Source organism: Frankia sp. ACN1ag, assembly GCF_001414035.1.
Taxonomy (GTDB): Bacteria; Actinomycetota; Actinomycetes; order Frankiales; family Frankiaceae; genus Frankia; species Frankia torreyi.
In genome coordinates, this window is record NZ_LJPA01000032.1 from 16545 (window position 1) to 42799 (window position 26255).

At 73.5% G+C, this 26255-nt stretch carries 24 protein-coding genes and 2 pseudogenes; 13 read left to right on the plus strand and 13 right to left on the minus strand.

The window, feature by feature from the left end; genetic code table 11:
• Positions 1-161 precede the first annotated feature (161 nt).
• From UK82_RS23960 to UK82_RS23970, 3 genes are read left to right on the plus strand one after another with little or no spacing between them, the layout of a single operon-like run.
• Positions 162-1088, plus strand: coding sequence for a PDR/VanB family oxidoreductase (locus tag UK82_RS23960; RefSeq protein WP_055409462.1), 927 nt, complete (start codon positions 162-164; stop codon positions 1086-1088).
• Positions 1078-2616, plus strand: a complete 1539-nt coding sequence (locus UK82_RS23965) for an NAD(P)/FAD-dependent oxidoreductase (RefSeq protein WP_055409464.1) — start codon at positions 1078-1080, stop codon at positions 2614-2616. Before UK82_RS23960 ends, UK82_RS23965 begins: the two co-directional genes overlap by 11 nt.
• Before the next feature lie 12 nt (positions 2617-2628).
• Positions 2629-3906 carry a cytochrome P450 gene (locus tag UK82_RS23970; RefSeq protein WP_055409466.1) on the plus strand — a complete coding sequence of 426 codons (1278 nt, stop codon included), beginning with the start codon at positions 2629-2631 and terminating at the stop codon, positions 3904-3906.
• 103 nt (positions 3907-4009) lie between these two features.
• Here UK82_RS23970 and UK82_RS23975 read toward each other — a convergent pair whose 3' ends face one another.
• Both UK82_RS23975 and UK82_RS23980 read right to left on the minus strand, forming a co-directional pair.
• Positions 4010-5257 carry a cytochrome P450 gene (locus UK82_RS23975; protein WP_055409468.1) on the minus strand — a complete coding sequence of 416 codons (1248 nt, stop codon included), beginning with the start codon at positions 5255-5257 and terminating at the stop codon, positions 4010-4012.
• A gap of 172 nt (positions 5258-5429) precedes the next feature.
• Complete coding sequence (locus UK82_RS23980) at positions 5430-6332, minus strand: polysaccharide deacetylase family protein (RefSeq protein WP_055409469.1); 903 nt, start codon at positions 6330-6332, stop codon at positions 5430-5432.
• A gap of 342 nt (positions 6333-6674) precedes the next feature.
• Here UK82_RS23980 and UK82_RS23985 point away from each other — a divergent pair.
• The 9 genes and pseudogenes from UK82_RS23985 to UK82_RS43245 form a co-directional block, all read left to right on the plus strand.
• On the plus strand, positions 6675-7880 hold a 1206-nt coding region (locus tag UK82_RS23985; protein ID WP_396230631.1), incomplete at its 3' end, for a cytochrome P450.
• Between the two features lie 310 nt (positions 7881-8190).
• A complete protein-coding gene (locus UK82_RS23990) occupies positions 8191-9129 on the plus strand; it encodes a phosphotransferase (RefSeq protein ID WP_055409471.1) in 939 nt (312 codons plus the stop codon).
• A gap of 29 nt (positions 9130-9158) precedes the next feature.
• Entirely contained in the window at positions 9159-9290 is a 132-nt protein-coding gene (locus UK82_RS41690) for a hypothetical protein (RefSeq protein ID WP_255354349.1), read from the plus strand.
• A gap of 99 nt (positions 9291-9389) precedes the next feature.
• Entirely contained in the window at positions 9390-9935 is a 546-nt protein-coding gene (locus UK82_RS23995) for a toxin-antitoxin system HicB family antitoxin (protein WP_055409473.1), read from the plus strand.
• Between the two features lie 75 nt (positions 9936-10010).
• Positions 10011-10892, plus strand: coding sequence for a DUF4097 family beta strand repeat-containing protein (locus UK82_RS24000; protein ID WP_055409476.1), 882 nt, complete (start codon positions 10011-10013; stop codon positions 10890-10892).
• Positions 10893-11167: 275 nt separating this feature from the next.
• The gene (locus tag UK82_RS24005; protein ID WP_055409478.1) at positions 11168-12052 is read left to right on the plus strand and encodes an alkaline phosphatase family protein; all 885 of its coding nucleotides are present in this window, start codon (positions 11168-11170) and stop codon (positions 12050-12052) included.
• Positions 12053-12058: 6 nt separating this feature from the next.
• Entirely contained in the window at positions 12059-13453 is a 1395-nt protein-coding gene (locus UK82_RS24010) for an MFS transporter (protein ID WP_236706370.1), read from the plus strand.
• Positions 13450-14257, plus strand: an 808-nt coding sequence (locus tag UK82_RS43240; protein ID WP_396230632.1) for a TolB-like translocation protein, incomplete at its 3' end; no start/stop codon positions are given. The genes UK82_RS24010 and UK82_RS43240, both read left to right, overlap by 4 nt.
• A 1-nt stretch (position 14258) precedes the next feature.
• A pseudogene (locus tag UK82_RS43245) lies at positions 14259-14493 on the plus strand (TolB-like translocation protein); the annotation flags it as partial.
• A 37-nt stretch (positions 14494-14530) separates the two neighbouring features.
• On the opposite strand, the gene UK82_RS24020 reads toward UK82_RS43245, so the two are convergent.
• Together UK82_RS24020 and UK82_RS24025 are read right to left on the minus strand one after the other, a co-directional pair.
• The gene (locus UK82_RS24020) at positions 14531-14872 is read right to left on the minus strand and encodes a nuclear transport factor 2 family protein (protein ID WP_044886369.1); all 342 of its coding nucleotides are present in this window, start codon (positions 14870-14872) and stop codon (positions 14531-14533) included.
• Complete coding sequence (locus UK82_RS24025; RefSeq protein ID WP_044886368.1) at positions 14869-15537, minus strand: TetR/AcrR family transcriptional regulator; 669 nt, start codon at positions 15535-15537, stop codon at positions 14869-14871. Before UK82_RS24025 ends, UK82_RS24020 begins: the two co-directional genes overlap by 4 nt.
• Positions 15538-15655: 118 nt before the next feature.
• On the opposite strand from UK82_RS24025, the gene UK82_RS24030 reads away from it, so the two are divergent.
• A complete protein-coding gene (locus UK82_RS24030) occupies positions 15656-16909 on the plus strand; it encodes an NAD(P)/FAD-dependent oxidoreductase (RefSeq protein WP_095212152.1) in 1254 nt (417 codons plus the stop codon).
• A 25-nt stretch (positions 16910-16934) separates the two neighbouring features.
• Here UK82_RS24030 and UK82_RS24035 read toward each other — a convergent pair whose 3' ends face one another.
• From UK82_RS24035 to UK82_RS24070, 9 genes and pseudogenes are all read right to left on the minus strand, one after another.
• Positions 16935-17882, minus strand: a complete 948-nt coding sequence (locus UK82_RS24035; RefSeq protein WP_044886366.1) for a ParA family protein — start codon at positions 17880-17882, stop codon at positions 16935-16937.
• Positions 17883-18268: 386 nt separating this feature from the next.
• Complete coding sequence (gene pheA / locus UK82_RS24040; RefSeq protein ID WP_055409480.1) at positions 18269-19213, minus strand: prephenate dehydratase; 945 nt, start codon at positions 19211-19213, stop codon at positions 18269-18271.
• Between the two features lie 196 nt (positions 19214-19409).
• Positions 19410-20861, minus strand: coding sequence for a dihydrolipoamide acetyltransferase family protein (locus UK82_RS24045; protein ID WP_055409482.1), 1452 nt, complete (start codon positions 20859-20861; stop codon positions 19410-19412).
• A 4-nt stretch (positions 20862-20865) separates the two neighbouring features.
• Positions 20866-21852, minus strand: a complete 987-nt coding sequence (locus tag UK82_RS24050) for an alpha-ketoacid dehydrogenase subunit beta (protein WP_044886363.1) — start codon at positions 21850-21852, stop codon at positions 20866-20868.
• Complete coding sequence (locus UK82_RS24055; protein ID WP_055409484.1) at positions 21849-23039, minus strand: thiamine pyrophosphate-dependent enzyme; 1191 nt, start codon at positions 23037-23039, stop codon at positions 21849-21851. Before UK82_RS24055 ends, UK82_RS24050 begins: the two co-directional genes overlap by 4 nt.
• Positions 23040-23880: 841 nt before the next feature.
• The coding region (locus UK82_RS39875) for an ester cyclase (protein ID WP_236706371.1) at positions 23881-24150 on the minus strand (270 nt) is incomplete at its 5' end.
• A gap of 1 nt (position 24151) precedes the next feature.
• Positions 24152-24267: pseudogene (locus UK82_RS39880) on the minus strand (ester cyclase); the annotation flags it as partial.
• Positions 24268-24443: 176 nt separating this feature from the next.
• Positions 24444-25280, minus strand: coding sequence for an undecaprenyl-diphosphate phosphatase (locus tag UK82_RS24065; RefSeq protein WP_044886361.1), 837 nt, complete (start codon positions 25278-25280; stop codon positions 24444-24446).
• Between the two features lie 179 nt (positions 25281-25459).
• The gene (locus tag UK82_RS24070; protein ID WP_044886360.1) at positions 25460-26137 is read right to left on the minus strand and encodes a DedA family protein; all 678 of its coding nucleotides are present in this window, start codon (positions 26135-26137) and stop codon (positions 25460-25462) included.
• Positions 26138-26255: the final 118 nt, after the last annotated feature.

The window sequence follows — 26255 nt, forward strand, 5'->3', positions numbered from 1 at the left end:
GTCATTCGCGCGGGGCCATTGTTGCCGTGCCCTGCGCGTTCGGTCGTCGGCCATCGACGTTTTCGATGGGGTGATTGCCGTTGTATTGATCGCTGTTCGCGTGATGCCTGGCATGAGACGGTTTGCCGGTGAGTTCGGTATCTCGCTGGACGGTCCTGCGGGTGGACGAGGCGACTCTGGCAGCGGAGAACGTGCTGGTCGTCGTGCTGGTGGACCCGCAAGGAGAGGCTCTCGACACCTGGGCTCCGGGCGCCCACGTGGATATTCGGGTACCGGGTGGGGAGATCCGCCAGTACTCGTTGTGCGGTGATCCGTCCGATACCCGGTCCTGGCGAATCGCGGTGCTCCTGGAGGAGAAAAGTCGGGGCGGGTCGCGCTACTTCCATGAACAGGTCGTGAAGGGTACGGAAATCGAGGTGGGCGCCCCGCGAAACAATTTCCCGCTGGTGGCCGGCGGGTCCTATCGGCTGGTCGCCGGCGGCATCGGGATCACGCCTCTGCTGCCGATGCTGCACGAGCTGGAGCGCCGCGGCGCCGACTGGCGGCTGTACTACGGCGGTCGGGCACGGCGGCGGATGGCGTTCCTGCCCGAGCTCGCCCGCCACCCCGACCGGGTGCGCGTGCTGCCCGAGGACACCGAAGGCCTGCTGCCCGTCGACGACATCGTCGCCGAGCTCGCCGCAGACTCGCGGCTGTACTGCTGCGGGCCGGAGCCGCTGCTGGCGGCCACCGAGCGGGCGTTCGCCGCCCGCGGTATCGGCAGCCTGCACGTCGAACGGTTCCGTCCCCGCCCGACGGACGGCGCGGACGAGGCCGACCAGCGGGCCTTCGACGTGCTGCTGGCCGGCTCCGGGCGGCTGGTGCGGGTGCGCGCCGACCAGTCGGTGCTCGACGCGCTCGACCGCGCCGGGCTCGACGTCCCCTCCTCGTGCCGCGAGGGCACCTGCGCGAGCTGCGAGACGACCGTGCTCGACGGCGAGGTCGACCACAGGGACTCCGTGCTGTCGGCGGAGGAGCAGGCCACCGGCACCACGATGATGATCTGCGTCTCGCGGGCGCGTTCGGAGCGGCTGACCCTTGACCTCTGACCGATCGACCTCGACACCCCGCTGCGGGCATGCCGTCGTCCTCGGGGCGGGGGTCGGCGGCCTGCTCGCCGCCCGGGTCCTGAGCGAGTCCTTCGACCGGGTCAGCGTCCTCGACCGCGACGACCTGCCCGGCTCCGTCGACGCGGGCGATCTCGGCGACGCGGGCCGTCCCGCCGCCGGGCTCGGCGCCCGCCGTGGGGTGCCACAGGCCGGGCACCTGCACGCGCTCATGGACCGTGGGCGGGAGATTCTCGAGGAGCTGCATCCCGGCCTGGTCGCGCAGCTCGTCGCCGCCGGGGCGCCGACGAGCGAGGCGCTGGTCGGTGGGCGCTGGTACCTGCAGGGACGCCGCGTCGGTCCGGTCTCCACCGGGCTGACGTCGGTGCTCGCGAGCCGGCCGCTGCTCGAACGCGAGCTGCGCCGGCGCACGGCGGCCCTGCCCGGCGTCCGCCTGCTACCGAGGACCGCGGTGATCGGCCTGGTTGACGTCGGCGGCCTGGTTGACGTCGGCGGCCTGGTTGACATCGGCGGCGGGGTTGACGTCGGCGGCGGGGTGGGCGAGGGCGGCGGGGTGGGCGAGGGCGGCGTCGGCGGCGTGCGGATCCGGGCCGGCGGCGGCGACGGCGCGTCGACGGTGCTCGCCGCGGATCTGGTGGTCGACGCCAGTGGGCGCAACTCCCGCTCCCTGGACTGGCTCGCCGCCGCCGGGCACCCGGCACCGCCGACGTCGCGCGTCACCGTGGACCTCGGCTACGCCTCGCGGGTCTACGAGCGCCGCCCCGAGCACCTCGGCGGCGACCTCAGCGTCATCGTCTCCACCACCCCGGGCCTGCGCGGCGGGGGCGCGGTGGCCGTCGAGGGCGACCGCTGGATCGTCACCCTCGCCGGCCTGCTCGGCGAGCATCCCCCGACCGACCACGACGGGTTCCGCGCGTTCGCCCGGCGGCTGCCGACCCCCGACATCGCCGACCTCATCCATGCGGCGACCCCCCTGACCGACGCCGTGCCGTACCGGTTCCGGGAATCGGTGCGCCGGCACTTCGAGGCCGTGCGCCGCCCACCCGAGGGGATCGTGGTCGTCGGCGACGCGCTGTGCAGCTTCAACCCGCTCTACGCGCAGGGCATGACGGTCGCCGCCCAGCAGGCGCTGGTCCTGCGCGACTGCCTGCGCGCGGGTCCGCGCGGGCTGCCGGGCCGCTTCTACCGGGCGGTCGGACCCGTCCTCGACGTCGCCTGGGACATGGCGACCTCCTCGGACCTGCGCTACCCCGCGGTGGTGGGCCGGCGCACCCTGCGGGGCCGGATCACCGGGAGCTACGCGGCCCGGGCGCAGCGCCGCGCGCACCGCGACCCCGCCGTCGCCCGGACCCTCATGCGCGTGGTCCACCTCGCCGAGCCGCCGACCGCCCTGCTGCGCCCGACGCTGGCCGTCCGGGTCCTCGCCCCCGGCGCCCCGCGGGCGATCGCGCCGTCATCCCCGCCCACCATCCGTGACCGCCTGGCCGTCCCCCACCACGAGCAGTCGTAGAAGGAGCACAGCATGGTCACCGTCCAACCCGCGTCGTCCGAGACCCTCGACCGACCGGACGAGTCGTCCCCCGAGCAGACGGGGGCCCGGCTGCTCGCGAAGCTGTTCGACCCCGCGAACCGGCACGACCCCTACTCCATCTACACCGAACTGCGCGCCGCCGGGCCGCTGCACACCGGGCCGTTCAACCTGAAGCTCGCCAACCGCTACGCGGACTGCGCGGCGGTGCTGGGCAGCCAGGAGTGGGGCCACGACCGCGAGCCCCACCAGCTCCACCCGACCATCCCCGCCGAGGCCTTCCCGGCGTCGTTCCTGTGGATGGAGCCGCCGGACCACACCCGGCTGCGCGGCCTGGTCACGAAGGCGTTCACCGCGCGGACCGTGGCGGCGCTGCGGCCCCGCATCGCCGCGCTCGTCGACGAGCTGCTCGACAACGCGCTGCGGCAGGGCGAGTTCGACCTCATCGCCACCATCGCCTACCCGCTGCCGCTGACGGTGGTCTGCGAGATCCTCGGCGTGCCGGCCGAGGACCACCCGCTGGTGCAGGTCTGGTCGCAGGCGCTGGCCCGGGCCTTCGACCCCGACGTGCTGATGACGCCGGAGGCGCTCGCCGAGCGCAACCGCGCCATCCCCGAGTTCCTGTCGTACTTCCGCGCCCTGGTCTCCCGCCGGCGCCGGGAGGCGACGGGCGACGACCTGATCACCCAGCTCGCCGCCGTCGAGGAGGCGGGCGACCGGCTCACCGAGGAAGAGCTGCTCGGCACCTGCGTGACGCTGCTCATCGCCGGCCACGAGACGACGGTGAACCTCGTCGGCAACGGGATGATGGCCCTGATCCGCCACCCCGACCAGGTCGCGCTGCTGCGCGAGCGCCCCGAGCTGATCGGGCCGGCCGTCGACGAGCTGCTGCGCTACGACTCGCCCATCCACATGAACACCCGCGCCGCCAAGCGCGAGCTGGTGGTGGCCGACGAGGTCTTCGCCCCCGGCGAGGGGATCGTCGCGCTCATCGCCTGCGCGAACCGCGACCCGCTGGTGTACGACGACCCGGAGCGGCTCGACGTCACCCGTTTCCACACCACCAGGCCGATCGCCCGGCACCTGTCGTTCAGCCTCGGCCACCACTACTGCCTCGGCGCGCCGCTGGCGCTGCTCGAGATGGAGCTGCTGCTCGCCGGGGTGCTGGACCGGGTCGCCGACATGGAGCTGCTCACCGACACGCCGCCGTACAAGCCGAACATGCTCATCCGCGGCCTGGCCGAACTCCCCACGCGCTTCCACGCCGCCTGAGTTCCACGGCACCCAGGTTCCACGCCGCGGGCTCACCGGTCGGCCGCATGGGCCGGCGCCATCGCCTCGGTGAGACCGAGGGCGGCGCCGGCCCTTCGCCGGTTCAGGCGGCGGCGGGGGAGAGGTCGACGGGCAGCGAGCTCAGCCCGCGGTGGATGAGGCTCGGCTGGTAGGACAGCTCGTCGGTGGCCAGCGACAGCGCCGGTGCCCGCTCGACCAGCGTGCGGATCGCGGTCGTCGCCTCCAGCCGGGCCAGCGGCGCACCCAGGCAGTAGTGCAGGCCGAGGCTGAAGCCGAGGTGCCGCGGCGAGCGGCCGGGTTCGGCGTAGCGGGTGATGTCGAGGCGCTCACCGCCGTCGAACACGTCGGTGTCCCGGCCCGCCGAGCCCATCAGCACGATCGCCCCGTCCCCGCGGCGAAACCGGCGCTCGCCGACGGTGGTGTCGGTGAGCGCGACCCGCATCGTGAACTGGGTCGGCGTGTCGTAGCGCAGGATCTCCTCCACCGCCGACGGGGCCAGCTCGGGCCGGGCGCGCAGCAGCGCGAGCTGGTCGGGGTGGGCGAGCAGGGCGAGGATGCCGTTGCCGACCAGGTTGATCGACGTCTCCATCCCGGCGACGAGCAGCAGCACGCAGATGCCGAGGACCTCGGCCGCGGTGAGGACCTCGCCGGACTCCTCCACCGCGACGAGCCGGCTGAGCAGGTCGTCCTGCGGGTCGGCCTTGCGCCGGGCGACGAGGTCCTGCAGGTAGGCGACGACGTTCGCCCCGGCGTCGTTGCGGCGGGCGATGTCCTCGGCGGACAGCAGACCGTCCGGGTCGGTGCCGCGGGCGATCGCCAGTTCCCAGGAGCGCAGCAGCTCGGCGTCGGACGCGGGCACCCCGAGCAGCCGCTGGCCCACCATCGCCTGGGCGAGCGGCGCGGACAGGTCCCGGATCACGTCGAGCCCGCCGGCGGCGAGCGCCCGGTCCACCAGCGTGTCGACCAGGCTGGTGATCATCGGTGCGAGGTCGGCGACCATCCGGGCGCTGAACGCCTTGTTGACCAGCGTGCGCAGCCGCCGGTGGTCCGGCGGGTCCATCCGGATGAACGACCCGGGCAGGCTCGCCTGCTGGTCCCAGAAGGGGCTGAGCCGGTCGACGTTGCCGTGCCCCCATGCCTGGCTCTGCAGCACCGCGGCGCAGTCCGAGAACCTGGACATCAGCGTCACCTCGGCATCGCCCAGGCGGACGGGTGTCGGGACGGCAGCCTCGCGCAGCCGGCGGTACCGAGGGTAGGGATCGATCCGGTGGGCGGTGTCGAACACGTCGTGGGCGTCGACCCGGTCGCCGTCGATCTCCGCTGTGGTCATGAATCCCGCTCCTTCGTATGCGCCACCCGGCCCTGGGACTGCGGTACTGGGAACACGGGTATGCGCGCGGAGAAATGCAGGTGGCGGCGTCATCGTGGGTCCGGGGTTGGTGCCGGTCAAGGGCTCTTTGCCGCGGGCCGGGCAATTCTCATCGGTCGATAAGGAGCGGGTATCAGGCGCGCACGCTTTTCAGGTCGGCCGGAAGATGGACGAAGCGGAAGCCGGCGCCGAGCAGGCGGGGCAGGGCCGCCGCCACGCCGGGTCCGGTGCCGCGGCGGGGATGGTTCATGTGCCCGATCACGATCGAGCCGGGCGGGGCTGCCAGCAGGCTGGCGCGGACCTGGGCCGCGGTGTACGTGGCGCCACCGTCACCGTTCACCGCGAACGAGACGATCGTCTCGCCGAGGTCACCGACGATGCGGGCGGCGACGTCGTCGCTGTACGCCGTACCCGGCCGGAAGAGCCGGGGCGGTCGGCCGAGCAGGCCGGTGAGCTTGGCATGATTGCCGGCCACCTCGTCGTAGACCTGGCCGGCGTCGCGGGTACCGGGGATGCCGTAGGCCGACCGGCCCGACACCGACAGCGGCCGATGCAGGGTGCCGTGGTTGGCGATCTCGAACAGCGGGTCGGCGGCGAGGTCGGCGAAGGCGGGCCGGTTCGCGTCGATCCACCGGGAGTTGAGGAAGAGGGTCGCCGGGACGCCGTACCGGCGCAGCGTGGTGATCAGGCCCTGGTCGTAACCGCTGCCACCGGGGCCGCCGCACGCGTCGAAGGTGAGTGCCAGCGCCCTGTCGGCGACGGGCAGCCGCGTGATCGTCCCGGGCAGGTCCAGGGCCCAGGCGTGCGGCCGCAGCCCACCGTAACGGGCGACGACCTCGGCGCGGCCCACCCCGGCCGGCGTCGCCGCGAGACCCGCCTCCATGGGAATCCGCCGACCGGCCGGGTGGGGCCCGCCCGTACCGGCCGGGTCGGGTCCGCCCGTGGCAGCCGCGGAACGGTCGGTTCCACAGCCGGCGAGGACGCCGAGCGTCATTCCGGCGACGCCGGTGACCAGAGCGCGGCGAGATGCCGGCATTGCACTATCCCCCGATCCGGCCCCGACGATCCGGCGCCGACCACCCCCGGATCCCACGATCCGGCCCCGGCAATGGTGTCACGGCCAGCGTCGACCGCACCGACGCCACCCGCTGTGGCCGTGCATGGGCCAGCTGAGGCCGGGAATTCCGCATCGGTCGATAAGAAGCGGATATCGAGTGCGGCAGTCCTGTCCCCGCGGCCTAGCGTCGGTGACGTGGCCGAGGTCAGTGGCATGGCAGAGACCGGTGGCATGGCGGAGACCGGTGGCATGGCGGAGACCGGTGGCATGGCGGAGACCGGTGGCATGGCGGAGACCGGTGGCATGGCGGAGACCGGTGGCATGGCGGAGACCGGTGGCATGGCGGAGACCGGTGGTGTGGCGGGGGTCGGTGGCGCGCGCGAGATCTTCGATCCGCGGTGGCGCAGCGATCCCTATCCGCTCTACCGGACGCTGCGGGAGTCGGCCCGCTGTCACTGGCTGTCCCCGGCCCGGCTCGGCGTACTTACCCGGCACGCCGACTGCGTCGGCGTCCTGCAGGATCCCGCCTGGGGCCACGTCCCGATGGAGAGCAGCGCGTTTCGTCCGGTGACGGATCAGGATGAGGGCCTGCGGTCGATGCTGCGGGCGAACCCGCCGACGCACACCCGGCTGCGCCGCCTGGTCAGCAGGGCGTTCACCCCGGCGAGGATCGCCCGGTTCCGCCCTATGGCCGAGGCGCTGTCGGATGAGCTGCTCGACGCGGCCGTCGACCGCGGCGAGGTCGACCTCGTCGAGGCGTTCACCCGGCCGCTGCCGCTGCGGGTCATCTGCTCGTTGCTCGGCGTCCCGGCGCGCGACGAGAAGGTCTTCAGCGGCTGGGCGTCGGCGCTGACCCGGGGCCTCGACCCCGACCAGGTCCTCGACCCGGTGGAGCGGGCCCAGCGTACCGAGGCCACCCGGGCGTTCGCCGACTACTTCACCGAGCTCATCGCCCGCCGCCGCGACGAACCCGCGGACGACCTGCTCAGCGACCTGATCGCCGTGCAGGAACAGGGCGACCGGCTCGGCGCGGACGAGCTGCTCGAGATCTGTGTCCTGCTGCTCGTCGCCGGCTACGACACGACCGTGAACCTGGTCGCGAACGCCGTGCTGGCACTTGCCCGGGACCCGGGCCAGTACGCGGCGCTGGGGGCGGACCGGGCGCTCGTGCCGGCGGCGATGGAGGAGACGCTGCGCTACGACCCGCCCGTCCAGTGGACGGGACGCACGGCGCTTGCCGACACGGAGCTCGCCGGGCAGACGTTCCGCGCCGGAGACGGCATCATCCTCCTCGCCGGCGCCGCCCACCGCGACCCCGCGGCCTTCCCGCACCCCGACCGGTTCGATCTCACCCGCTACGCCTCGCCGTCCGCTCCCGCGGCCCGCCACCTCGGCTTCGGCCACGGCCTGCACTACTGCCTCGGCGCGCCGCTGGCCCGCCTGGAGGCCGAGACCATGCTGACCGCCCTGCTCGACCGCGTCGCCCGGCTGGAGATCACCGCCGAGCCGACCTACCGCCCCCATCTCNCCGTCCGCGGCGTCGACGCCCTGCAGGTCCGCCTCCACCCCGCCGGTTGAGCCTGCTGCGCAGATCGGTCGGCGGCCACGCCGCGAGCCCGCTGGCGAGGTGCTGTGGCGCGGTTCCGCGGAACCGCGACCGCTCGTGGTTCAGGGGCGGCCCGCTGCCAGCCATGCTGCCTGCGTACCGGGCAGGAGACATCAACTCCCACACCCGGGAACTGGTGCACTTCGTCAGACACACCTCGGCCGCGGCGGCCACAGGGGCAGCAGTGGTCGGACAGCGTTGCCGTGATCGAACCCGGTATGGTTGCTCCGCATGACCGAGATCGAGACCGAGATCACCGCAGGTCTCATCCGCGACCTGCTGCGGGACCAGCATCCGGATCTGGCCGAGCTGCCCCTGCGCGAGGTGGCGGGCGGCTGGGGTAACCAGATGTGGCGCCTCGGGGACGAGCTGGCCGTGCGGATCCAGCGCATGGACACCGACCCCGATCACCAGCTCAAGGAGCGCCGGTGGCTGCCGCTGCTCGCCCCACGCCTGCCGCTGCCCATCCCCGTCCCGGTGCGCGGTGGTGCGCCCTGCGAGCGTTTCCCGAAGATGTGGACGGTCATGACGTGGGTGCCGGGCCTGCCGCTGGACCACGGGTCGATCACCCGCGGCGAGCACGCGGCCGACACCCTGGCGGCGTTCCTGCGGGCGCTGCATGTGGCAGCGCCCGCCGACGCACCGGTGGACACGGGCCGCGGCGCGCACCCCAAGGACTGCACCGACGGCTTCGAGAAGTTTTTCGGCTCCGTCGACGCTGACGCGATCGGCTCCGACGCCGCCGACGTCCGGGCCGTCTGGGACGACGCCGTCGCGGCCCCCGCCTGGGCGGGTCCGCCGGTGTGGGTGCATGGCGACCTGCATCCCGCGAACGTCGTCGTCGCCGACGGGACGCTGGCGGGCGTCGTCGACTTCGGCGACCTGTTCGTCGGCGACCCGGCGTTGGACCTGGCGGCCGCCTGGGTGCTGCTGCCGGCGGGTGCGGCCGCACGCTTCTTCGCCGCGTACGCGGAGGCTGACGAGGCGACGGTCCGGCGCGCCCGCGGGCTGGCCGCGCTGAAGAGCCTCTTCCTGATGCTGATGGGCCAGAATGGGGACCGCGGTCTGCCCGGCGGCAAGCCGGCGTGGGGTCCGGCGGGACGGGCGGCGCTCGACCGGGTCCTGCCGGACGTAACAGCCCGCACCAGCGCGGATTCCGTCGGCGCCTGACATGATCCGCGCCGGCGGCGACCAGCGCGGTGCCGACCAGCGCGGTGCCGACCAGCGCGGTGCCGACCAGCGCGGTGCCGACCGGTGCGTCCGCCACGGCCTGCGGTCGCGACGATGAGCCGGGCCTGTGCGCCCAGCCCGCCCTGGACCGCCTGTCGTAGAGGTGCCGCGGGATGCCTCGACGGCAGTGACGCGCCGCCGTCCACGGATGGCGGCATCCGGGCTTGATTCTGGCGTCAAGGTGACGTCATAATGGCGTCATGGACCTTGGGTCGTATGTGGAGGACTTGCGCCGGGAGCTTGCGGTCGCCGCGCAGGCGGGTGGCCCGGACGCGCTTGCGCTGGCCGAGCGGCTCGTCGGGCCGTTGGAGTCGGCCACCAGGCTCGCCCTGCTGGAGGCGCTGTCGGCGGCCGCGGATGAGATCAGCCGTGAGTTGGCGCCGGGATCGGTCGAGGTGCGGCTGCGTGGCCGAGATGCCGACTTCGTGGTGACGCCACCGCCGATGGTCCAGGGCGCCGGGGATGACGTCACGGATGGCGTCACACCGTCCGCCGGAATAGTGCCCGCCGGGACTGAGCCGGACGCGGGGGAGGGTGACGAGGGGCGGACGTCGCGGATCACGTTGCGCGTCCCGGAGCATCTCAAGCCGCGCATCGACGAGGCGGCCGAGCGCGAGGGGTTGTCCGTCAACGCCTGGCTCGTGCGCGCCGTCGGCGCCGCGCTCGACCCCGGTGGCGCACCCAGACGCCCGGGCACGGGGGGAGCCGATCAGCACGGGCGCCGGTACCGCGGCTGGGTTCGGTAGCCGGCCGCGGGGCCACATCGATCACTCAGTCAAGGCCGATCACTGAAAGCCGATTACAGAAGAAGGAGATGCGCCATGCCGAGTTTTGCTACCCCTGAACCGATCCTCGCCGTCGTCGAGCTGGGCGTCGGCAGCCTGCGGATCCGGGCGAGCGATCGCGCCGACACCGTCGTGGAGGTGCGCCCGGCCGAACCGGCCAGCGACGCCGACGTGCAGGCCGCCCGGGAGACCGCCGTCGAGTACTCCGCCGGCCGGCTGACGATCCGCGCACCCAGGAGGCGTCTGCGTTCGCTGTTCGGGACCGGCGAAGCGGTCGAGGTGACGGTCGACCTGCCCACCGGCTCGCGCCTCGACGCGAGCGCGGGGACGGGTGTCCAGGCCACGGGCCGGCTGGGTGACTGCACGGTCCAGGTCGCCCGCGGCGGTGTCGACCTGGACGAGGTCGCCGACCTGCGGCTGCGCACCGCCAACGGAGATGTCGTCGTGGGGCGCTGCCGGGGGCGCGCCGATGTCGGGACCGCCAACGGCGCGGTCCGGATCCAGCAGCTCGACGGCCCGGTGCTGGTCCAGACGGCGAGCGGCGCGATCACCCTCGGCGAGGCGGCGGACGACGTGCGGCTCGCCACCGCCGCCGGGGTCATCAGCGTCGACCGGGCGCTGGCGGGCGTCGACGCCCGGACCGGCTCGGCCGATGTCCGCCTCGGCGAGGTGGTGCGGGGCACCGTCGCCCTCGTGACCGGATCTGGCCGGCTCGACATCGGCGTGCGGGAGGGCACGGCGGCCCTGCTCGACCTCCGCTCGGGTGACGGGACCGTGCGCAGCGAGATCGCCGCCGTCGACCGCCCGGCCCCGACCGACGAGACCGTCGAGACCGTCGAGATCCGCGCCCTCTCCGGCCGCGGCAACATCCTGGTCCACCGCTCCCGGCCCGCCCGGTCGTCGATGCTGACCAAGTAGGCGGGACGGTCGGGCGGTGGTGCGAGTCGGCGCCGATGATCCGTTGTGATTGTAGATCAATCGTAGATATTTTCTCGGATCGATCGGCCTACCTCGGCCTACCCGACTCGGAGGTCAGGTTATGGGCGGGTGACGGGACTGCGTCGCAACGCACTCGTCTGTTTAGCTCGTCTTCCTCTGCGTAGTACTGACCATGGTCGGTCGGACCTCTAACCTGACGTGGATCTTCAGCGAGGGCCCGCGCTGATTCCTTCGTAACTGCCGGAGGTCTCACCTTGTCCGTTCTCACCCGTGTCCGGCGTGCGCGTTTGGCGCTGGGCTCCCTCGGCGCGGCCAGTCTGGCGGCCGCCCTGTTCGGCCTGTGGGCCGCCGCGCCCGCGCAGGCCGCGGGCCTGCCGGCGCCCGACCACGTCGTCGTGGTGGTGTTCGAGAACCACGCCTACTCGCAGGTCATCGGTTCCTCGAGCGCGCCGTACATCAACTCGTTGAAGAGCGGCGGCGCGAACCTCACCCAGTCCTACGGCCTGACCCACCCCAGCCAGCCCAACTACCTGGCGCTGTTCTCCGGTGGTACGCAGGGCGTGACCGACGACAGTTGCTACACCCCCGGATTCAGCAGCGCCGCCAACCTCGGCTCCGAGCTGATCGCCGCCGGCAAGACCTTCGGCAGCTACAACGAGGGCCTGCCGTCGCAGGGGTCCACGGTCTGCACGAACAGCTCCACGAAGTACGCGCGTAAGCACAACCCGTGGTTCGCCTTCAGCAATGTGCCGACGAACACCGCGAAAACCTTCACGCAGTTCCCGACCGACTACACGACGCTGCCGAAGGTCTCGTTCGTCGTTCCGAACCTGTGCAACGACATGCACGACTGCTCGGTCGCCACGGGCGACACCTGGCTGCAGAACAAACTCAGTGCGTACGCGACGTGGGCCAGCACCCACAACAGCCTGCTCGTGGTCACCTTCGACGAGGACGACCACAGCAGCGGCAACCGGATCCCGACGGTGTTCTACGGGCAGCACGTCACCGCGGGCAGCAGCACGTCGACGACCTACAACCACTACAACCTGCTGCGCACCCTGGAGGACCTCAGCGGGTTGACGACGCACGCGGGCAACGCGTCGAGCGCATCGGACATCACCGGCATCTGGAGCTAGCGACCCGTGTACGTCGCGGACACCCGCACCAGACCGGCAGGCCCGGGGACCACCCCGGGCCTGCCGGCCCCGCCGCCGGCGACCCGGGCGCCGGCATCCCGGACACCGTCGGACCTCGCGCGGCGGGCCGTGCCCGCCACCGTGCTGATCCTCGGCGCGGTCAGCCTCATCACCGACGTCTCCGCCGAGATGGTCACCGCCGTGCTGCCGCTGTACCTGGTGACCGGGCTGGGGCTGTCCCCGCTCGGCTTCGGCCTGCTCGACGGCATCTACAACGGCGCCAGCGCGCTGGTCCGGCTCGTCGGCGGCCACCTCGCCGACCGCGGCCGGCGCTACAAGTCGATGGCGGTCCTCGGCTACGGGCTGTCCGCGCTGTGCAAGCCGGCTCTGCTGATCGCGCACAGCGTGGCGGGGATCAGCGCCGTCCTCGCGGTGGACCGCACCGGCAAGGGGCTGCGCACCGCCCCGCGGGACGCGATGATCTCGCTGGCCGCCCCGCCCGAGGCCCAGGGCCGCTCCTTCGGCGTGCACCGGGCGATGGACACCGCGGGTGCCCTGCTCGGGCCGGTCGTCGCGTTCGTGGTCATGCGCGCGGCCGCCGACGGGTTCGACGCGGTGTTCACGGTCAGCTTCTGCATCGCGGCCACCGGGGTCGTCGTGCTGTTGCTGTTCGTGCCCGGCCACGGGCCCGCACCGGCCGCGGTGCTGTCCCCGGAGGATGCCGTGCCGGGCGACCCCATGCCAGCCGACTCCATGCCAGCCGAGCCGGGGCCAGCCGAGCCGGGGCCGGTGTCCCTGCGCGCCGCCATGGGTCTGCTGGGCGGCCGCGAGCTGCGTCGCCTCACCCTGTGCGCGCTCGTGCTGGGGCTCGCGACCGTGAGCGACTCGTTCCTCTACCTGATGCTGCAACGCGACCTGGATCTGTCCGTCGAGTGGTTCCCGTTACTGCCACTGGGAACGTCGGCGTCGTTCCTGCTGCTGGCCATCCCGCTGGGGCGCGCCGCCGACCGGTTCGGCCGCTGGGCCGTGTTCCTCGCCGGGCACGGCGGCCTGCTGATCGCGTACGGGCTGGTGCTCGCCCCGGTGCGGGGCGCGGCGCTGCCCATCGGCGTGCTCGTCCTGCACGGCGCCTTCTACGCGGCGACCGACGGGGTGCTCATGGCCGCCGCGGCCGGGTCGGTCCCGGCGCGGCTGCGTTCCAGCGGGCTGGCCCTGGTCCAGACGGGGCAGGCCGGCGCCCGCTTCGCCTGCTCGCTGATGTTCGGTGCCGCGTGGACGGCCTGGGGCGACCACACCGCCCTGGCGGTCGCCGCGGCGGCGTTGGCGGCCTGCACGGTGGCCGCCGCCGCGCTGCGCCCCGCCCGGTCCGCGCCCGACCAGGGGAGGCAGCCATGCCCGTGAGTGTCCGCGTCCGCCTCGGCGTACTGCTCGCGGTCGTGGTGGTGCTGGCCGGCGTCGCCACCGCGGCGGTGGTGCACGCCTCCGGTCGGGCGGCGAGCCGGGCCGACGACCAGGCCGGCGGGCCCGCGGTCCGGGCCGGCCAGATATCGCTCACCGCCACGGCGGCCGGCGGCGCGGCCGCCGGCGAGCGGCTGGTGTTCCGCACGATGGGCTGGGGACCGCACCGCGACGAGCTGGTGTCCGTGCCGGCCGCGGACCCGGCGGGGCCCCGCACCGCCTCCGGCGTGCGCTGCCTGCGCTTCCACGCCGCCGGCGGTACCGGCATCTGCCTGCGTCGGGCGCCGGGCGTGGTGGGGGAGAGCTACCGGGCGGTGGTCCTCGACGCCGCCCTGCACGAGCGGCGCGACTTCCCGCTGGGCGGCATCCCCACCCGGTCCCGGGTCTCCCCGAGCGGGCGCATGGTGGCCTGGACCGTGTTCGTCGGCGGCGACTCCTACGCGGACAGCTCGTCGTTCTCCACCCGGACCTCCATCCTCGACACCCGCACCTGGCGGCTGGACGGCAGCCTGGAGGACTACCGGATCGTCCGGGACGGCCGGACCTACCGCAGCCCGGACACGAACTTCTGGGGGGTGACGTTCGCCGACGACACGCACTTCTACGCCACGCTCGCCACCGGCGGGCAGACCTACCTGGTGCGCGGCGATGTCACCGCGCGCACGGTCACCACCCTGCGGTCGAACGTCGAATGCCCGTCGCTGTCCCCGGACGGCACCCGGTTGGCGTTCAAGAAGCGGGTGGCGGNCCTGCCGGCCGACGCGCCGTGGCGGCTGACCGTCCTCGACCTGCGAACGATGCGCGAGACCGCCCTGGCCGAGCGGCGCAACGTCGACGACCAGGCGCTCTGGCTCGACGGCCGCACCCTCGCCTACGCCCTGCCCGGCGACTACGGCAGCGACCTGTGGACCGTGCCCGCCGACGGCGGCGGCAGCCCGCGGCGCCTGACCACGGCGGCGCTGGCTCCCGCCGTGGTCGGCTGACACGGCTCGGCGGACACGGCTCGGCTGACCGGGCCCCTCAGGCGGACTTGCGGGGCAGGCTCCAGTAGTCGCGGTTGACGGCGATCCGGCCCTCGCGCAGCGAGCCGAAGGAGGACCCGCGGATGCCCGCCGGCTGCATGACCCACTCGATGGCGTAGGTGGCCCCGTCGGACAGGGTGGTCACGACGTCGTAGGTGGTGCCCGCCGTCTGGCTCAGCGCGTTGTCGATGAACGCGCGGGCCTCGTCGGTCCCCGTGGCGCCGTGGCCGGTCGGGACGTCCTCCAGCACGACGTCCGGGGTCAGGGTGGCCAGGATCGCGTCGGTGTCCTGCTTGTTCCAGCCGGCGAAGTAGTCGTCGATGACGGTGGTGTCGCTCATGGTCGTGTCTCCTCCGTGAGGGCGGGCCGCGCCGGGCCCGCCGGATCGATCCGGTCGGCGACGGGCGGCGCTGCCGCCGGCACCGTCGCCAGCACCCGGCGCAGGGCGCGTTCGAGTGTCGAGAGGTCGTCCAGGCCCGGTCCGGTCATGCCCGCGGCGGCCAGGCTCGGATGCGTGCCGCCCGCCGCCATCAGACCCCGGGCCGCGAGCCAACCGGTGAACAGCAGGTAGGTGGCGGTGAACAGCTCGACCGCCGCGGGTTCCGCCAGGCCCGCGGCGCGCAGGATCGCCAGCGCCGTGCCGGTGAGCCGGCCCGCCGCGGCGGAGGGCCGCGACGCCGTCAGCGCTCGCATCCCCGTGCCGGGGTAGCGCCGGAACGCCTCGTCCATCGCGGTGACGAGCCCGACGTACTGGTCGACCCAGGGCGCGGCCGGATCAAGCTCGATGCGGATGTCGGCGGCGACCGCCTCGACGACCCGGTCGGCCAGGTCCTCGCCGCCGCGCAGGTGGTAGTGCACCGCGGGCGGGGTGACGCCGAGCTCGTCGGCGACGGCGCGCACGGTCAGCCGGTCGAGGCCGCCGCGCTCCACCACGCGCAGCGCGGCGTCGAGCACGTCGCGCTGGGTCAGCGGCGCCGGCTGCGTCCCGCCGCGCCTGCGTGCCACCGGCCGCCTCCCGTCCCTGGGTCCCTGGGTCCCTGGGTCCCTGGATCTCTAGATCTCTAGATCTCTAGATCCCTGGACCGTCCCCGCCGTCATTATGCCATAGTAAATCGTCCCGGACATGACCTTGAGGGAGGCCGACATGGACAACGACGTCGTCGTCATCGGGGGCGGGGTGGGCGGCTGCGCGCTCGCCGTCCGCCTCGCCACGGCGGGTCTGGGCGTCACGGTGCTGGAGCGCGAGCGCGTCTACCGCGACCAGATCCGCGGCGAGGCGATCGCACCGTGGGGGTTCCGCGAGGCCGTCGAGCTGGGCCTCGGCGACACGGTGCTCGGCACCGAGGGTGCGTCGGTGATCAGCCGGATGGTGCCCTACGACGAGATGCTGACCGTCGAACGGGCCCGCGCCGCCGCGATGGACCTGTCCACGGCCGTGCCCGGAGCCCCGGGGATCATCGGCGTGGGCCATCCGGAGCTGCGTGAGGCGCTGGCCACCGCCGCGGTCAAGGCCGGCGCGACCGTCGTGCGCGGGGTCGGGCGTTCCACGGTGGATCCGGGCCCGGCGCCCTCGGTCACCTACGAGCTGGACGGGGCGCACCACACCCTGCGCGCCCGGCTGGTCGTCGTCGCCGACGGCAAGAACTCCGCGACCCGCACGGCGCTCGGCATTCCGATCACGGTGACCACCCCGCGGGTGATGCTCACCGGGCTGCTCGTCGACGACGGCGGCGCGTGGGACCGCGCCGAGACGACGCTCGGCGTCGACGGACGCAACCAGTACGTCGTCGTGCCCCGCGGAGCCGACCTGATCCGGCTCTACATCGCCCGGCACGCGACCGACCCCGAGCGGTTCAACGGGCCCGAGCGGGTGGCGCGTTTCCTGGCGGCGTACCGCTCGCCGGCGCTGCCGTGCCCCGACGCGCTCGCCGAGGCCACCCCGGCCGGGCCGTGCGCGACCTTCCCCATGACCGACGCCTGGACCGACAACCCGCTGCGGCCCGGGATCGCGCTGCTCGGCGACGCCGCCGGCTGGAGCAACCCGGTCACCGCCCAGGGGCTGAGCATCACCCTGCGCGACACCCGGGTGCTCGCCGAGGCCCTGCTCGACACCCCCACCTGGACCCCGCAGACGCTGCGCGGCTACGCCGAGGAACGCGGCGAGCGGATGGCGCGGCTGCGCTTCGCCACCGCGCTGACCGATCTGCTGTCCGCGTTCGGCCTGCCCGAACGGGCGGCGAAGCGCCGGCGGATGACGAGGCTGCTGCGCGAGCGCCCGGACCTCGGCGCCGCGCTCGGTGCCGTCCACGCGGGCCCCTGGGCGCCGTCCGCCGCGGCGTTCTCCCCGGACATCCTCACCACCCTCGCCCTCGCCTGACCCGCCAGAGCCGCCGGGGCCGGGCTCAGGCGGTCGAGCGGACGTCGGCGGCCAGGCGGCGCAGGAACTCCTCGACCACGTCGACGAGCTCCCCGACCACCTCGCCGGGCGCGTCCGGGTTGAGCACGGCGGGCAGCTCGGTCTCGGCCGCGCCGGCGAAGCTGCGGGTGCTCAACCGGACCATCGACTCGAACACCGGGACCCCGAGGCTGGCGGCCTGGTGGATGTGGGGCCGCAGGAAGCTGGTCGGCTGCCCGCGGTAGTACTGGACCATCATGAGCACGACGCCGAGCACGCGCGGCTCGAGGCGTTTCGCCGCGGGATGCACGCCGGACTGCAGGTCCGCGACCCGGTTGTACTCCCAGACGTAGCGGCGCAGCTTGCCCAGCAGGTGCTCGATGCCGAGCGCGGAGAAGTTGTCCGGGCGGGCGGGGATGAGCACGTGGTCGCAGGCGGCGATCGCGGCGCGGGTCATCACCCCGAAGTGCGGCGGGCAGTCGATGAGGACCAGGTCGTAGCCGCCCATCCCGGGGGAGGCGAGCCCGGTGGCGAGGCGCTGGTAGACGTCGAAGTAGTGGCGGGTGGACCGGTGCGCCTGCGCCCCGCCCAGGTGGGCGGCGAGGTTCATCTCGATGTCGCCGAGGGACAGGTGCGAGGCAAGCAGGTCCAGCGTGCCGCCGCGCTCGGCGACGGCGGCGGCGACGACCGGCGGGGTCGTCACGTAGCTGGCCAGCGGCGGCGGCAGGGTCTCCGGCCGCCACGACTCGAACCACGCCTTGACGGTCCTGCGGTGCTCGGCGAGCTCGGTGCGCCAGACCTCCGGCTGGTAGAAGGAGAAGGTGAGGTTCGCCTGCGGGTCCAGGTCGATCAGCAGGACCCGCCGGCCCAGCCGGGCGATGGCGGCGCCGATGTTCGCGGTGAGCGTCGTCTTGCCCACCCCGCCCTTGTAGCTGGCGATCGCCACGACCTTCACCGCATCCTCGCTCCCGGTCGTGCGCCCCGCCCGACCGCGCGGTGACGTCTCCTCGTGCCTGGCCGGACCGGCAACTGCTCCGTGTCCGGCTCACAAGCAGACTACGGCCGCCGCGGATTCGGTCCCGTGGTCCGGGAAGAACCCCGGGAAGAACCCCGGGAAGAACACCGCCGCGACGGCCCGCCGCGCCGGTCCACCCGGCTCGCGGGGTGGCCGGATCGGGCGATGGGCCCACGGCCCGATCCGGCGGCGCCGAGCCGCGCGCGAGCCCTGCGCGACGGCGCCGGGCGTCCTGCGCGCCGGCCCGCCCCGGCGGTGTGGGACCGGTGCGGACAGGCCCCTTCCGGCCGGTGTGGTGGCCGTATCGGGCGCCCCTGCGCGGCCGGTCACGGCTCCCGTTCGTCGCCGCGGCCGTCCAGGCAGCGGGAGAGCCAATCGGTCGCCGCGGCGAACTCGCGGTCCGACACCTGCGCGCGTACGGACGCGGCCACCCCGTCGGCCCGTGGATACGACCCGAGGAAGCGCACCTTCGGGCAGATCCGGTACAGCCCCATCAGGGCCTCACCGACCCGGCGATCGCTGGCATGCCCCTCGGCGTCGAGGGAGAAGCAGTACTGGCCGAGGCCCTCGCCGGTGGGCCGGGACTCGATCCGCATCAGGTTGACCCCGCGCACGGCCCACTCCTGGAGCAGCTCCAGCAGCGCGCCGGGGTGGTTCTCAGTCAGCCACGCCACCGCGGACGTCTTGTCCGCCCTGGTCGGCGCGGCGATGCGGCCGGGGCGGCCGACCAGGACGAAGCGGGTCGTGGCGTCGGCGGCGTCGTTGATGTCCGTCACCAGCGCCTCCAGGCCGTAGAGGCGGCCGGCGAACTCCCCGGCGAAGGCGCAGTCGAAGCGCCCGTCGCGGACCAGGCGCGCCCCCTCGGCGTTGGACGCGGCCGACTCCCACTCGGCGTGCGGCAGGTTCGCGGCGAGCCAGCGGCGCACCTGGGCCTGGGCGACCGGATGGCCGGTGACCGTCTTGACGTCCTCCAGGGTGGTGCCCGGCCGCACGAGCAGGGCGAAGCTGATCGGCAGCAGCACCTCCCGATAGATCATCAGGGGGCTGCCGGTGGCGAGCTCGTCGAGCGTGGTGGTCACGGCGCCCTCGACGGAGTTCTCGATCGGCACCAGCGCGCCGGCCGCGTCGCCGCTGCGTACCGCGTCCAGCGCCGCCGTCACGGAGGCGGAGGGAACCAGCTCGCCGGTCGCCGCCTCCGGCAGCGTCTGTAGCGCGGCCTCGCTGAAGGTCCCCTCGGGGCCGAGGTAGGTGTAGCGGGCCTGGGCAGGCAAGTCAGACCTCCTGGGACCGGATCGGGCAGCGCCCGTCGTCGGGCGCTGCGTGGAAGGTCGTGTGCTGCGTGGCGAGTCGTGTGCTGCATGGCTGGTCGTGTGCTGCATGGCTGGTCGTGTGCTGCATGGCTGGTCGTGTGCTGCATGGCTGGTCGTGTGCTGATGGGGTTGCGAGGATGGGTGGCGCGGACGGGGTTCAGAGGTGGCGCAGCAGCGCGGTGGGGTCCTCGACGGCGTCGGCGACGAAGCGCAGGAACGCCCCGGCGGTGGCGCCGTCGCACACCCGGTGGTCGAAGGTGAACGACAGCTGCACGACGCTGCGCACGGCCAGCGCGCCGTCCACCGCCCACGGCCGGGGGACGATCCGGCCGACCCCGAGCATCGCCACCTGCGGGTGAGCGATGATCGGCGTGGACCCGTCGACGCCGAAGACGCCGTAGTTGTTCAGCGTGAACGTGCCACCCGTCAGCTCGCCCGGGGTGAGCCGGCCCCCGCGGGCGGCCGCGGTCAGCCGGGTGAGCTCGGCGGCCAGCCGGGCCGTGGACATGTCCTCGGCGTGATGCACCACCGGCACGGCCAGCCCGCGCGGGGTCTGCGCGGCGAACCCCAGGTGGACGCCGCCGTGGCGGCGCACGCCGGTGGCGCGGCCGCCGGTGTCGGTGACGACGGAGGAGTTCAGCTCGGGCGCGCGCAGCAGCGCGGCGACGCAGACGCGGGCGAGGATCGCCAGCAGCCCGATCCTCGGTTCGGCGCCGCCGGCGTTGAGGGCGTCGCGGGCGGCGAGCAGGCCGGTGGCGTCGGCGTCGACCCAGCAGGTGGCGTCGGGCACCTCGCGCCGGCTGCGGGTGAACGTCTCCGCGGCCCGCCGCCCGATCGCGTCGAGGGGGACGACGGTGGCATCGGACTCGGCGGGGTGCGGCGCGGGGGCCTGCCTGTCCCCGACGGCGGCCTCGACGTCGCGGCGCATGATCAACCCGCCCGGGCCGGTGCCGGCCAGCCCCTGCAGGTCGACGCCGTGGTCGCGGGCGAGGCGGCGCACGAGCGGCGACACGACCGCGACCGCGGTCCGCGCGGCCGACCCCGACGGCTCCGACGAGCCGACCAGTCTCGCCGACCCGGCCGATCCCGCAGACCCGGCCGATCCCGCAGACCCGGCTGACCCGGACCGCCCGGACGATCGGGACGGCCCGGAGGGCATCGCCGGCCGCGGGGTCGGGATGGTGCCGACCCGTCGGCGGCGGGGCCGAGACGGCTCGGTGCTGACGCCGTAGCCGACGAGGATGTTCCCCGACCCCGACCCCGACCCCGACCCCGAACCGGACCCGGTCCCCGACCCCGAACCGGACCCGGTCCCCGATCCGGAGCTGGCGGCGGAACCTGGGGCCGCGGGGGCCGTCGCCGGCTCGTCGACGGCCACGGTGATCAGCGCGGCGCCGACGGGGACGCCGGTGCCGGCGGGGCCGGCCAGCGAGGTGACGACGCCGGCGTAGGGGCAGGGCACCTCGACGACGGCCTTGGCGGTCTCCACCTCGGCGACGGGCTGGTCGACGGTGATGACGTCCCCGACGTCGACGAACCAACGGACCACCTCGGCGGAGGTCAGCCCCTCACCGAGGTCGGGAAGGGCGAAGGCGCGTACCGCGGCCACGGGCTCACTGCTCCCACTGGAGTCGGGCGACGGCGTCGAGGATGCGGTCGACGCTGGGCAGGTGGTGCTTTTCGAGCATGGGCGGGGGATAGGGGATGTCGTAGCCGGTGACCCGCAGCACGGGGGCGGCGAGGTGGTGGAAACACCGCTCGGTGACCCGGGCGGCGATCTCCGCGCCGACGCCGGCGAAGCCCGCCGCCTCGTGGACGACGACGGCGCGGCCGGTCGCGCGCACCGCCGCGCAGACCGTCTCGTCGTCGAACGGCACCAGCGAGCGCAGGTCGACGACCGCGAGGTCCCAGCCCTCCGCCCGGGCGGCCTGCGCCGCCTCCAGGCAGACGGGCAGCGACGGGCCGTAGGTCAGCAGGGTCGCCGAGGTACCCGGCCGGCGCACCATCGCCCGGCCGATCGGCGGCACCTGGGCCGTCGAGACCTCGGCCGGCGAGAAGTCCGCCGCCGACCAGTAGAGCCGCTTCGGTTCCAGGAAGACCACGGGGTCGTCCGAGGCGATCGCCGAACGCAGCAGCCCGTAGCTGTCGGCGACGGTGGCGGGGGTGACGACGTGCAGGCCGGGGGTGTGCGCGTAGTACGCCTCGCTGGAGTCGCTGTGGTGCTCCACGCCGCCGACGCCCCCGCCGTACGGCACCCGGATCGTGATCGGCAGGCCCATCCGTCCGCCCGTGCGGTTGCGCATCTTCGCCACGTGCGAGACGACCTGCTCGAACGCCGGGTAGGCGAAGGCGTCGAACTGCATCTCCACGACCGGCCGCAGCCCGTACATCGCCATGCCGACGGCGGTCCCGAGGATGCCCGCCTCGGCCAGCGGGGTGTCCAGGCAGCGCTGCGCCCCGAACTCGGCGGCCAGCCCGTCGGTGACCCGGAACACACCGCCGAGCGTGCCGACGTCCTCGCCGAGGACGTGGACGCTGGCGTCCTCGCGCAGCGAGTCACGCAGCGCCGCGTTGAGGGCCGCCACCATCGTCGTGCTCATCGGGCCTCGTCCTCGGCGTCCGTGGCGGCGGCGAGGGCGGCGTCGGCGTCCGCGTCGAGGCGTGCCGCGAGCTCGGCGGCCTGCTCGCGCAACTGGCTCGTCGGCCGCGCGTAGACGTGGGCGAACAGGGAGTCAGGGTCGGGATCCGGCGGGTTGTCGAACTGGGCGCGGATCTCGCCGGCGAGGACCTCGGCTGCCTTCGCGGCGGCGGCCACGCCCGCGTCGTCGAGCAGCCCCACGGCGCGCAGATGCCCCTCCAGCAGCGTCAACGGGTCGCGGGCCCGCCAGGCGTCGACCTCGGCCGCGCTGCGGTAGCGGGTCGCGTCGTCGGCGTTGGTGTGCGCGTCCAGCCGGTAGGTGACCGCCTCGACGAGCACGGGTCCGCGGCCCGAGCGGGCGTGCTCGACCGCCGCGGACAGCACGCTGTGCATCGCCAGCGCGTCGTTGCCGTCGACCAGGCGGCCGGCGATGCCGTAGCCCACCGCCTTGTGGGCGAGCGACGGCGCCGCGGACTGGCTGGCCAGCGGCACGGAGATCGCGTAGCCGTTGTTCTGGACGAGGAACACCACGGGTGCGCCCAGCACCCCGGCGAAGTTCAGCGCCTCGTGGAAGTCGCCCTCGCTGGTGCCGCCGTCGCCGACCAGGGCGAGCGCGACCAGGTCCTCGGCCGCGGCGGGATCCGTCGCCGCGCGCAGGCGGGCGGCGTGGGCCAGGCCCACCGCGTGGGGCGCCTGGGTGGCCAGCGGCGTCGACAGCGGCGCGATCCGGTGCTCGTACGGGTCGTAGCCGCTGTGGGCGTGCCCACGCATCAGCGTCAGCGCGTCCAGCGGCCGCACGCCCCGGGCCACCACCGCGAGGGTGTCGCGGTAGCTCGGGAACAGCCAGTCCACCTCCCGCAGCACCATCGCCGCGGTGATCTGGCAGGCCTCCTGGCCGGTGGACGCGGGGTACACGGCGAGCCGACCCTGCCGGGTCAGCGTGGTGGCCTGCTGGTTGAAGCGGCGGCCGAGGACCAGCCGGCGGTACAGATCGCGCTGCAGCTCGGCGTCGAACGTCTTGGCCGCCGGTGTGCCGAGGATGCGCACCGGCTCGGGATCGGGCAGTAACGGCGCGGGGTCACGGCGCGGGCCGTGGGAGTGCGGGGGCCCGACGAGGCCGGGTGCGGTGCTGTCGTCGAGGACGGTCATGGGCCACCTTCGGGACTCGGTGGTGGAAGGGGGATGGCTGCCTGCCCAGGCCGGCGCTGCCTCAGGCCGGCGCTGCCCAGGCCGGCGCTGCCCCGGCGGGGGCCGTCGCGGGCTTCCCGCGTCGCGCTACCGGGCCTCGCGCTGTCGGCCTCGCGGCGGCCTCGCTGCAGTACGCGGCCTGGCGACGCGCCGGCGTGTCCTGCTCCTGTGCCGCGTCCTGTCCCGGGGCTGCGACACGGCTTGGGGTGGCGCCACGGCTCAGGGGCGTGCCATGGCTCGGGGGTGCGTCACGGCCTGCGCCGCGATTGCTGCCAGGCGGCGTCCGGGTGGACACCGGGCAGGGTCAGACGGAGGACGCCGTGGCAGCGTGCGGTCCGGCCCGAGAGGGTCCGGCTCGCCGGCAGGCCCGGTTCGGGTGCCGTCGGTGGTCACGATCCGTCTCCGCTCACCTACTTCGCTCTGGGTGGACTCCGGTGCATTCCTGGAGTCCGCATCCGCGCTGTGGCCGGCCTCTGCGATCGATTTTCCACCGCCGGTCGACACTTGGATCGTGGCGATAATCACCTTGGGTTGACTGTGCGGCGTGACTTGTTGCGCGGCCCACCTTCTACGTCGTGTAGAAAGGAGGCTGTGGGCGCGGTCGAGACCGGTGGAATGGTGGCGGAACGGCCATTACGGCGTCCCTCGGCCGAGCCCTCGAAGTTGCGGCATGCCCAGCTGTCAACGGGGGTGAGGTTTCGATCCGCCGGCTCCCCGCCGCGGTCGAGAGGGCGCGCGGATAGGGCGGAGAAGGCGGATCGGCGGAGAAGGCGACGACGGCAGGTGCCGGCGAGGGAGGTGGCTAGCCGAGAGCCCCGGTCTGTTGCAGCAGCGTCAGCGCGTCGGCGATGGCCCAGTGCTCGAACATGAGCCCGTCCCGGTAACGGGTGAGGTCCATGACGGCGAACTCGACCGGCCGGCCGGAGGCGGGAACGCCAAACCACTCGCCGGTGTGCCGACCACGGAACACCTTGTGGGTGGAGACGACATCGCCCGCACCGATGCAGTGCAGGAGTTCGACCTGGAAGTCCGAGAATGCCGCGTGCAGGGCCTCGGTGGCCACGCGCACACCNTCCCGGTCGGGACTCTGCCCCGGGCTCGCCGTGTGATTGCGGAAGTCGGTGTGCACGAATTCCTCGACGAGGTCCGCCCTGCCCTGACCCTGCACCAGCTCGACGAAGGAACGCATGCGCTCGGTGTTGGAGCCCGATTCGGCCACGTGGCCTCACCCGTCTCGGCAGCAGGAGCAATGTGTGTACCGCGGGAATACGTGCCCGATCGTACCCGCGGCCACACCTCGGCGGCCCGGCCGGAAGCCGGGACAAGCAGGAAGCCGGGACAGAAGGAAGCCGGGACGGCAAATGGTCAGGCGTTGATCGCGCCCCCGGCGAGCAGGCCGGCGAGCAGGACGGCGACGGCGATGCGATAGAGGATGAAGGCGTTGAAGTTGTGCCGGGCGACGTACTTGAGCAGCCACGCGATGGAGGCGTACGCGACGACGAAGGAGACCAGCGTGCCCACCGCGAGCGGCGCGGCCGAGACGCCGCCGCCGACGGCGTCCTTCAGTTCGTACAGACCGGCGCCGGTCAGCGCCGGGATGGACAGGAAGAACGACAGCCGGGTGGCGGCGACCCGGTCGAGGTCGCGGATGAGACCGGTGGAGATCGTCGCACCGGATCGGGAGAAGCCCGGGAAGAGCAGGGCGAGGATCTGCGAGGTTCCGACGATCATGGCGTCGGGCAGCGAGATGTCGTCCTCGCCGCGCTTGTGCCGGCCGTACTGGTCGGCGAACCACATCAGCGCGCTGCCAGCGAGAAGTGAGGCGGCGACGACCCACAGTGAGGCGAGCGGTCCGTCGATGAGGGGCTTGGCGGCCAGCCCGACGAGGACGACGGGGATCGTCGCGTAGATGACCCACCAGGTGAACGTGTAGTCGTGGTTCGCCCGCGCCGCCGGGTTGGCCAGGCCACGGCCCCAGGCGGTGACGAAGCGGCGGATGTCGGCGAAGAAGTAGACGAGGACGGCCGCGATCGCGCCGACCTGGATGACGGCGGTGAAGCCGACGACCGCCTTGTCGTCCACCTGGATGTCCATCAGCCCCTCGGCGATCTTCAGGTGGCCGGTGGAGGAGATCGGGAGGAACTCGGTCAGTCCCTCGACGACGCCGAGGATGATGGACTGTCCGACGCTGATCGCGCTCACGTGATGGCTGTCCTAGTTGGTCTCGGTGCGGTGCTCGGCCCGGGATGCGGTGCTCGGCCCGGGATGCGGCGCGGGTCCGGGAGGCGGCGCCGGTTCGAACGGCGGCACAGGTCTGGGATGCGGCACTGGCCCGGGCTCGCTGCCGCGGGCGGGCGGAGCCTGACCGGCAGCATGGTAGATCACTGGTCGTGTGAGGATGATGTGACCCCCCCGGGTGCCTGCCCGGTGCGCGCCCGGCGGTGGGCGCGGTACTCGCGCAGCACCGGTATGGCCGACAGCACCACGATCACCAGGGACACCGGAATCATGTAGCGCTCGATGGGGATGGTCTGGCCCAGCGCGTAGCCGAGCAGCGTCACTCCGGCGGCCCACAGCAGCCCGCCGATCAGGTTGAACGTCGTGAACACCCGCACCGGCATCCGCACGACGCCGGCCAGCGGATTGAGGAACGTCCGGACGACCGGCACGAACCGGGCGAGCAGGACGGCCTTGCCGAACCCGTACTTGTCGAGCACCCCGCGGGCCTGCTCGACGTATTCCTGCCGGAAGAACCGGGAGTTCGGCCGGTCGAACAGCCGCGGCCCGGCCCGCCGGCCGACGAGATAGCCGGTCTGCGCTCCCGCGACCGCCGCGACACAGGTGCCGAGCAGCACCGTGGGCAGGTGCAGGTGGGGCCCGGACGCGGCCGCGTCGCCGGCGCAGAAGGCCCCGGCGAGAAACAGCAGCGAATCACCCGGCAGGAAGAATCCCACGAACAGACCGGTCTCCGCGAAGATGACGACCATCAGGCCGAGAAGTCCGACGGAGGACACGATCGATGACGGATCGAGAATATTCAGCGCGATATCGCTGGACACGACAGATCCCTCTCACCCGGGCGGCGACACGACGGCAGCGGGAGAGACCGATCACCGACCCGCCGCCCCCCACCCTGCCGGGACGACGATGTGAAGGCCGTGTGAGCGTCGATTCCCG

What these genes read in the sequence shown, in the direction of transcription:
- UK82_RS24055 (WP_055409484.1), bottom strand. Translation starts at nt 23,039, where the DNA reads ATGACCGTCCTCGACGACAGCACCGCACCCGGCCTCGTCGGGCCCCCG.
- UK82_RS23995 (WP_055409473.1), top strand. Translation starts at nt 9,390, where the DNA reads ATGGACCTTGGGTCGTATGTGGAGGACTTGCGCCGGGAGCTTGCGGTC.
- UK82_RS23975 (WP_055409468.1), bottom strand. Translation starts at nt 5,257, where the DNA reads ATGACCACAGCGGAGATCGACGGCGACCGGGTCGACGCCCACGACGTG.
- UK82_RS24020 (WP_044886369.1), bottom strand. Translation starts at nt 14,872, where the DNA reads ATGAGCGACACCACCGTCATCGACGACTACTTCGCCGGCTGGAACAAG.
- UK82_RS23980 (WP_055409469.1), bottom strand. Translation starts at nt 6,332, where the DNA reads ATGCCGGCATCTCGCCGCGCTCTGGTCACCGGCGTCGCCGGAATGACG.
- UK82_RS24000 (WP_055409476.1), top strand. Translation starts at nt 10,011, where the DNA reads ATGCCGAGTTTTGCTACCCCTGAACCGATCCTCGCCGTCGTCGAGCTG.
- UK82_RS24050 (WP_044886363.1), bottom strand. Translation starts at nt 21,852, where the DNA reads ATGAGCACGACGATGGTGGCGGCCCTCAACGCGGCGCTGCGTGACTCG.
- UK82_RS23970 (WP_055409466.1), top strand. Translation starts at nt 2,629, where the DNA reads ATGGTCACCGTCCAACCCGCGTCGTCCGAGACCCTCGACCGACCGGAC.
- UK82_RS23990 (WP_055409471.1), top strand. Translation starts at nt 8,191, where the DNA reads ATGACCGAGATCGAGACCGAGATCACCGCAGGTCTCATCCGCGACCTG.
- UK82_RS24030 (WP_095212152.1), top strand. Translation starts at nt 15,656, where the DNA reads ATGACCTTGAGGGAGGCCGACATGGACAACGACGTCGTCGTCATCGGG.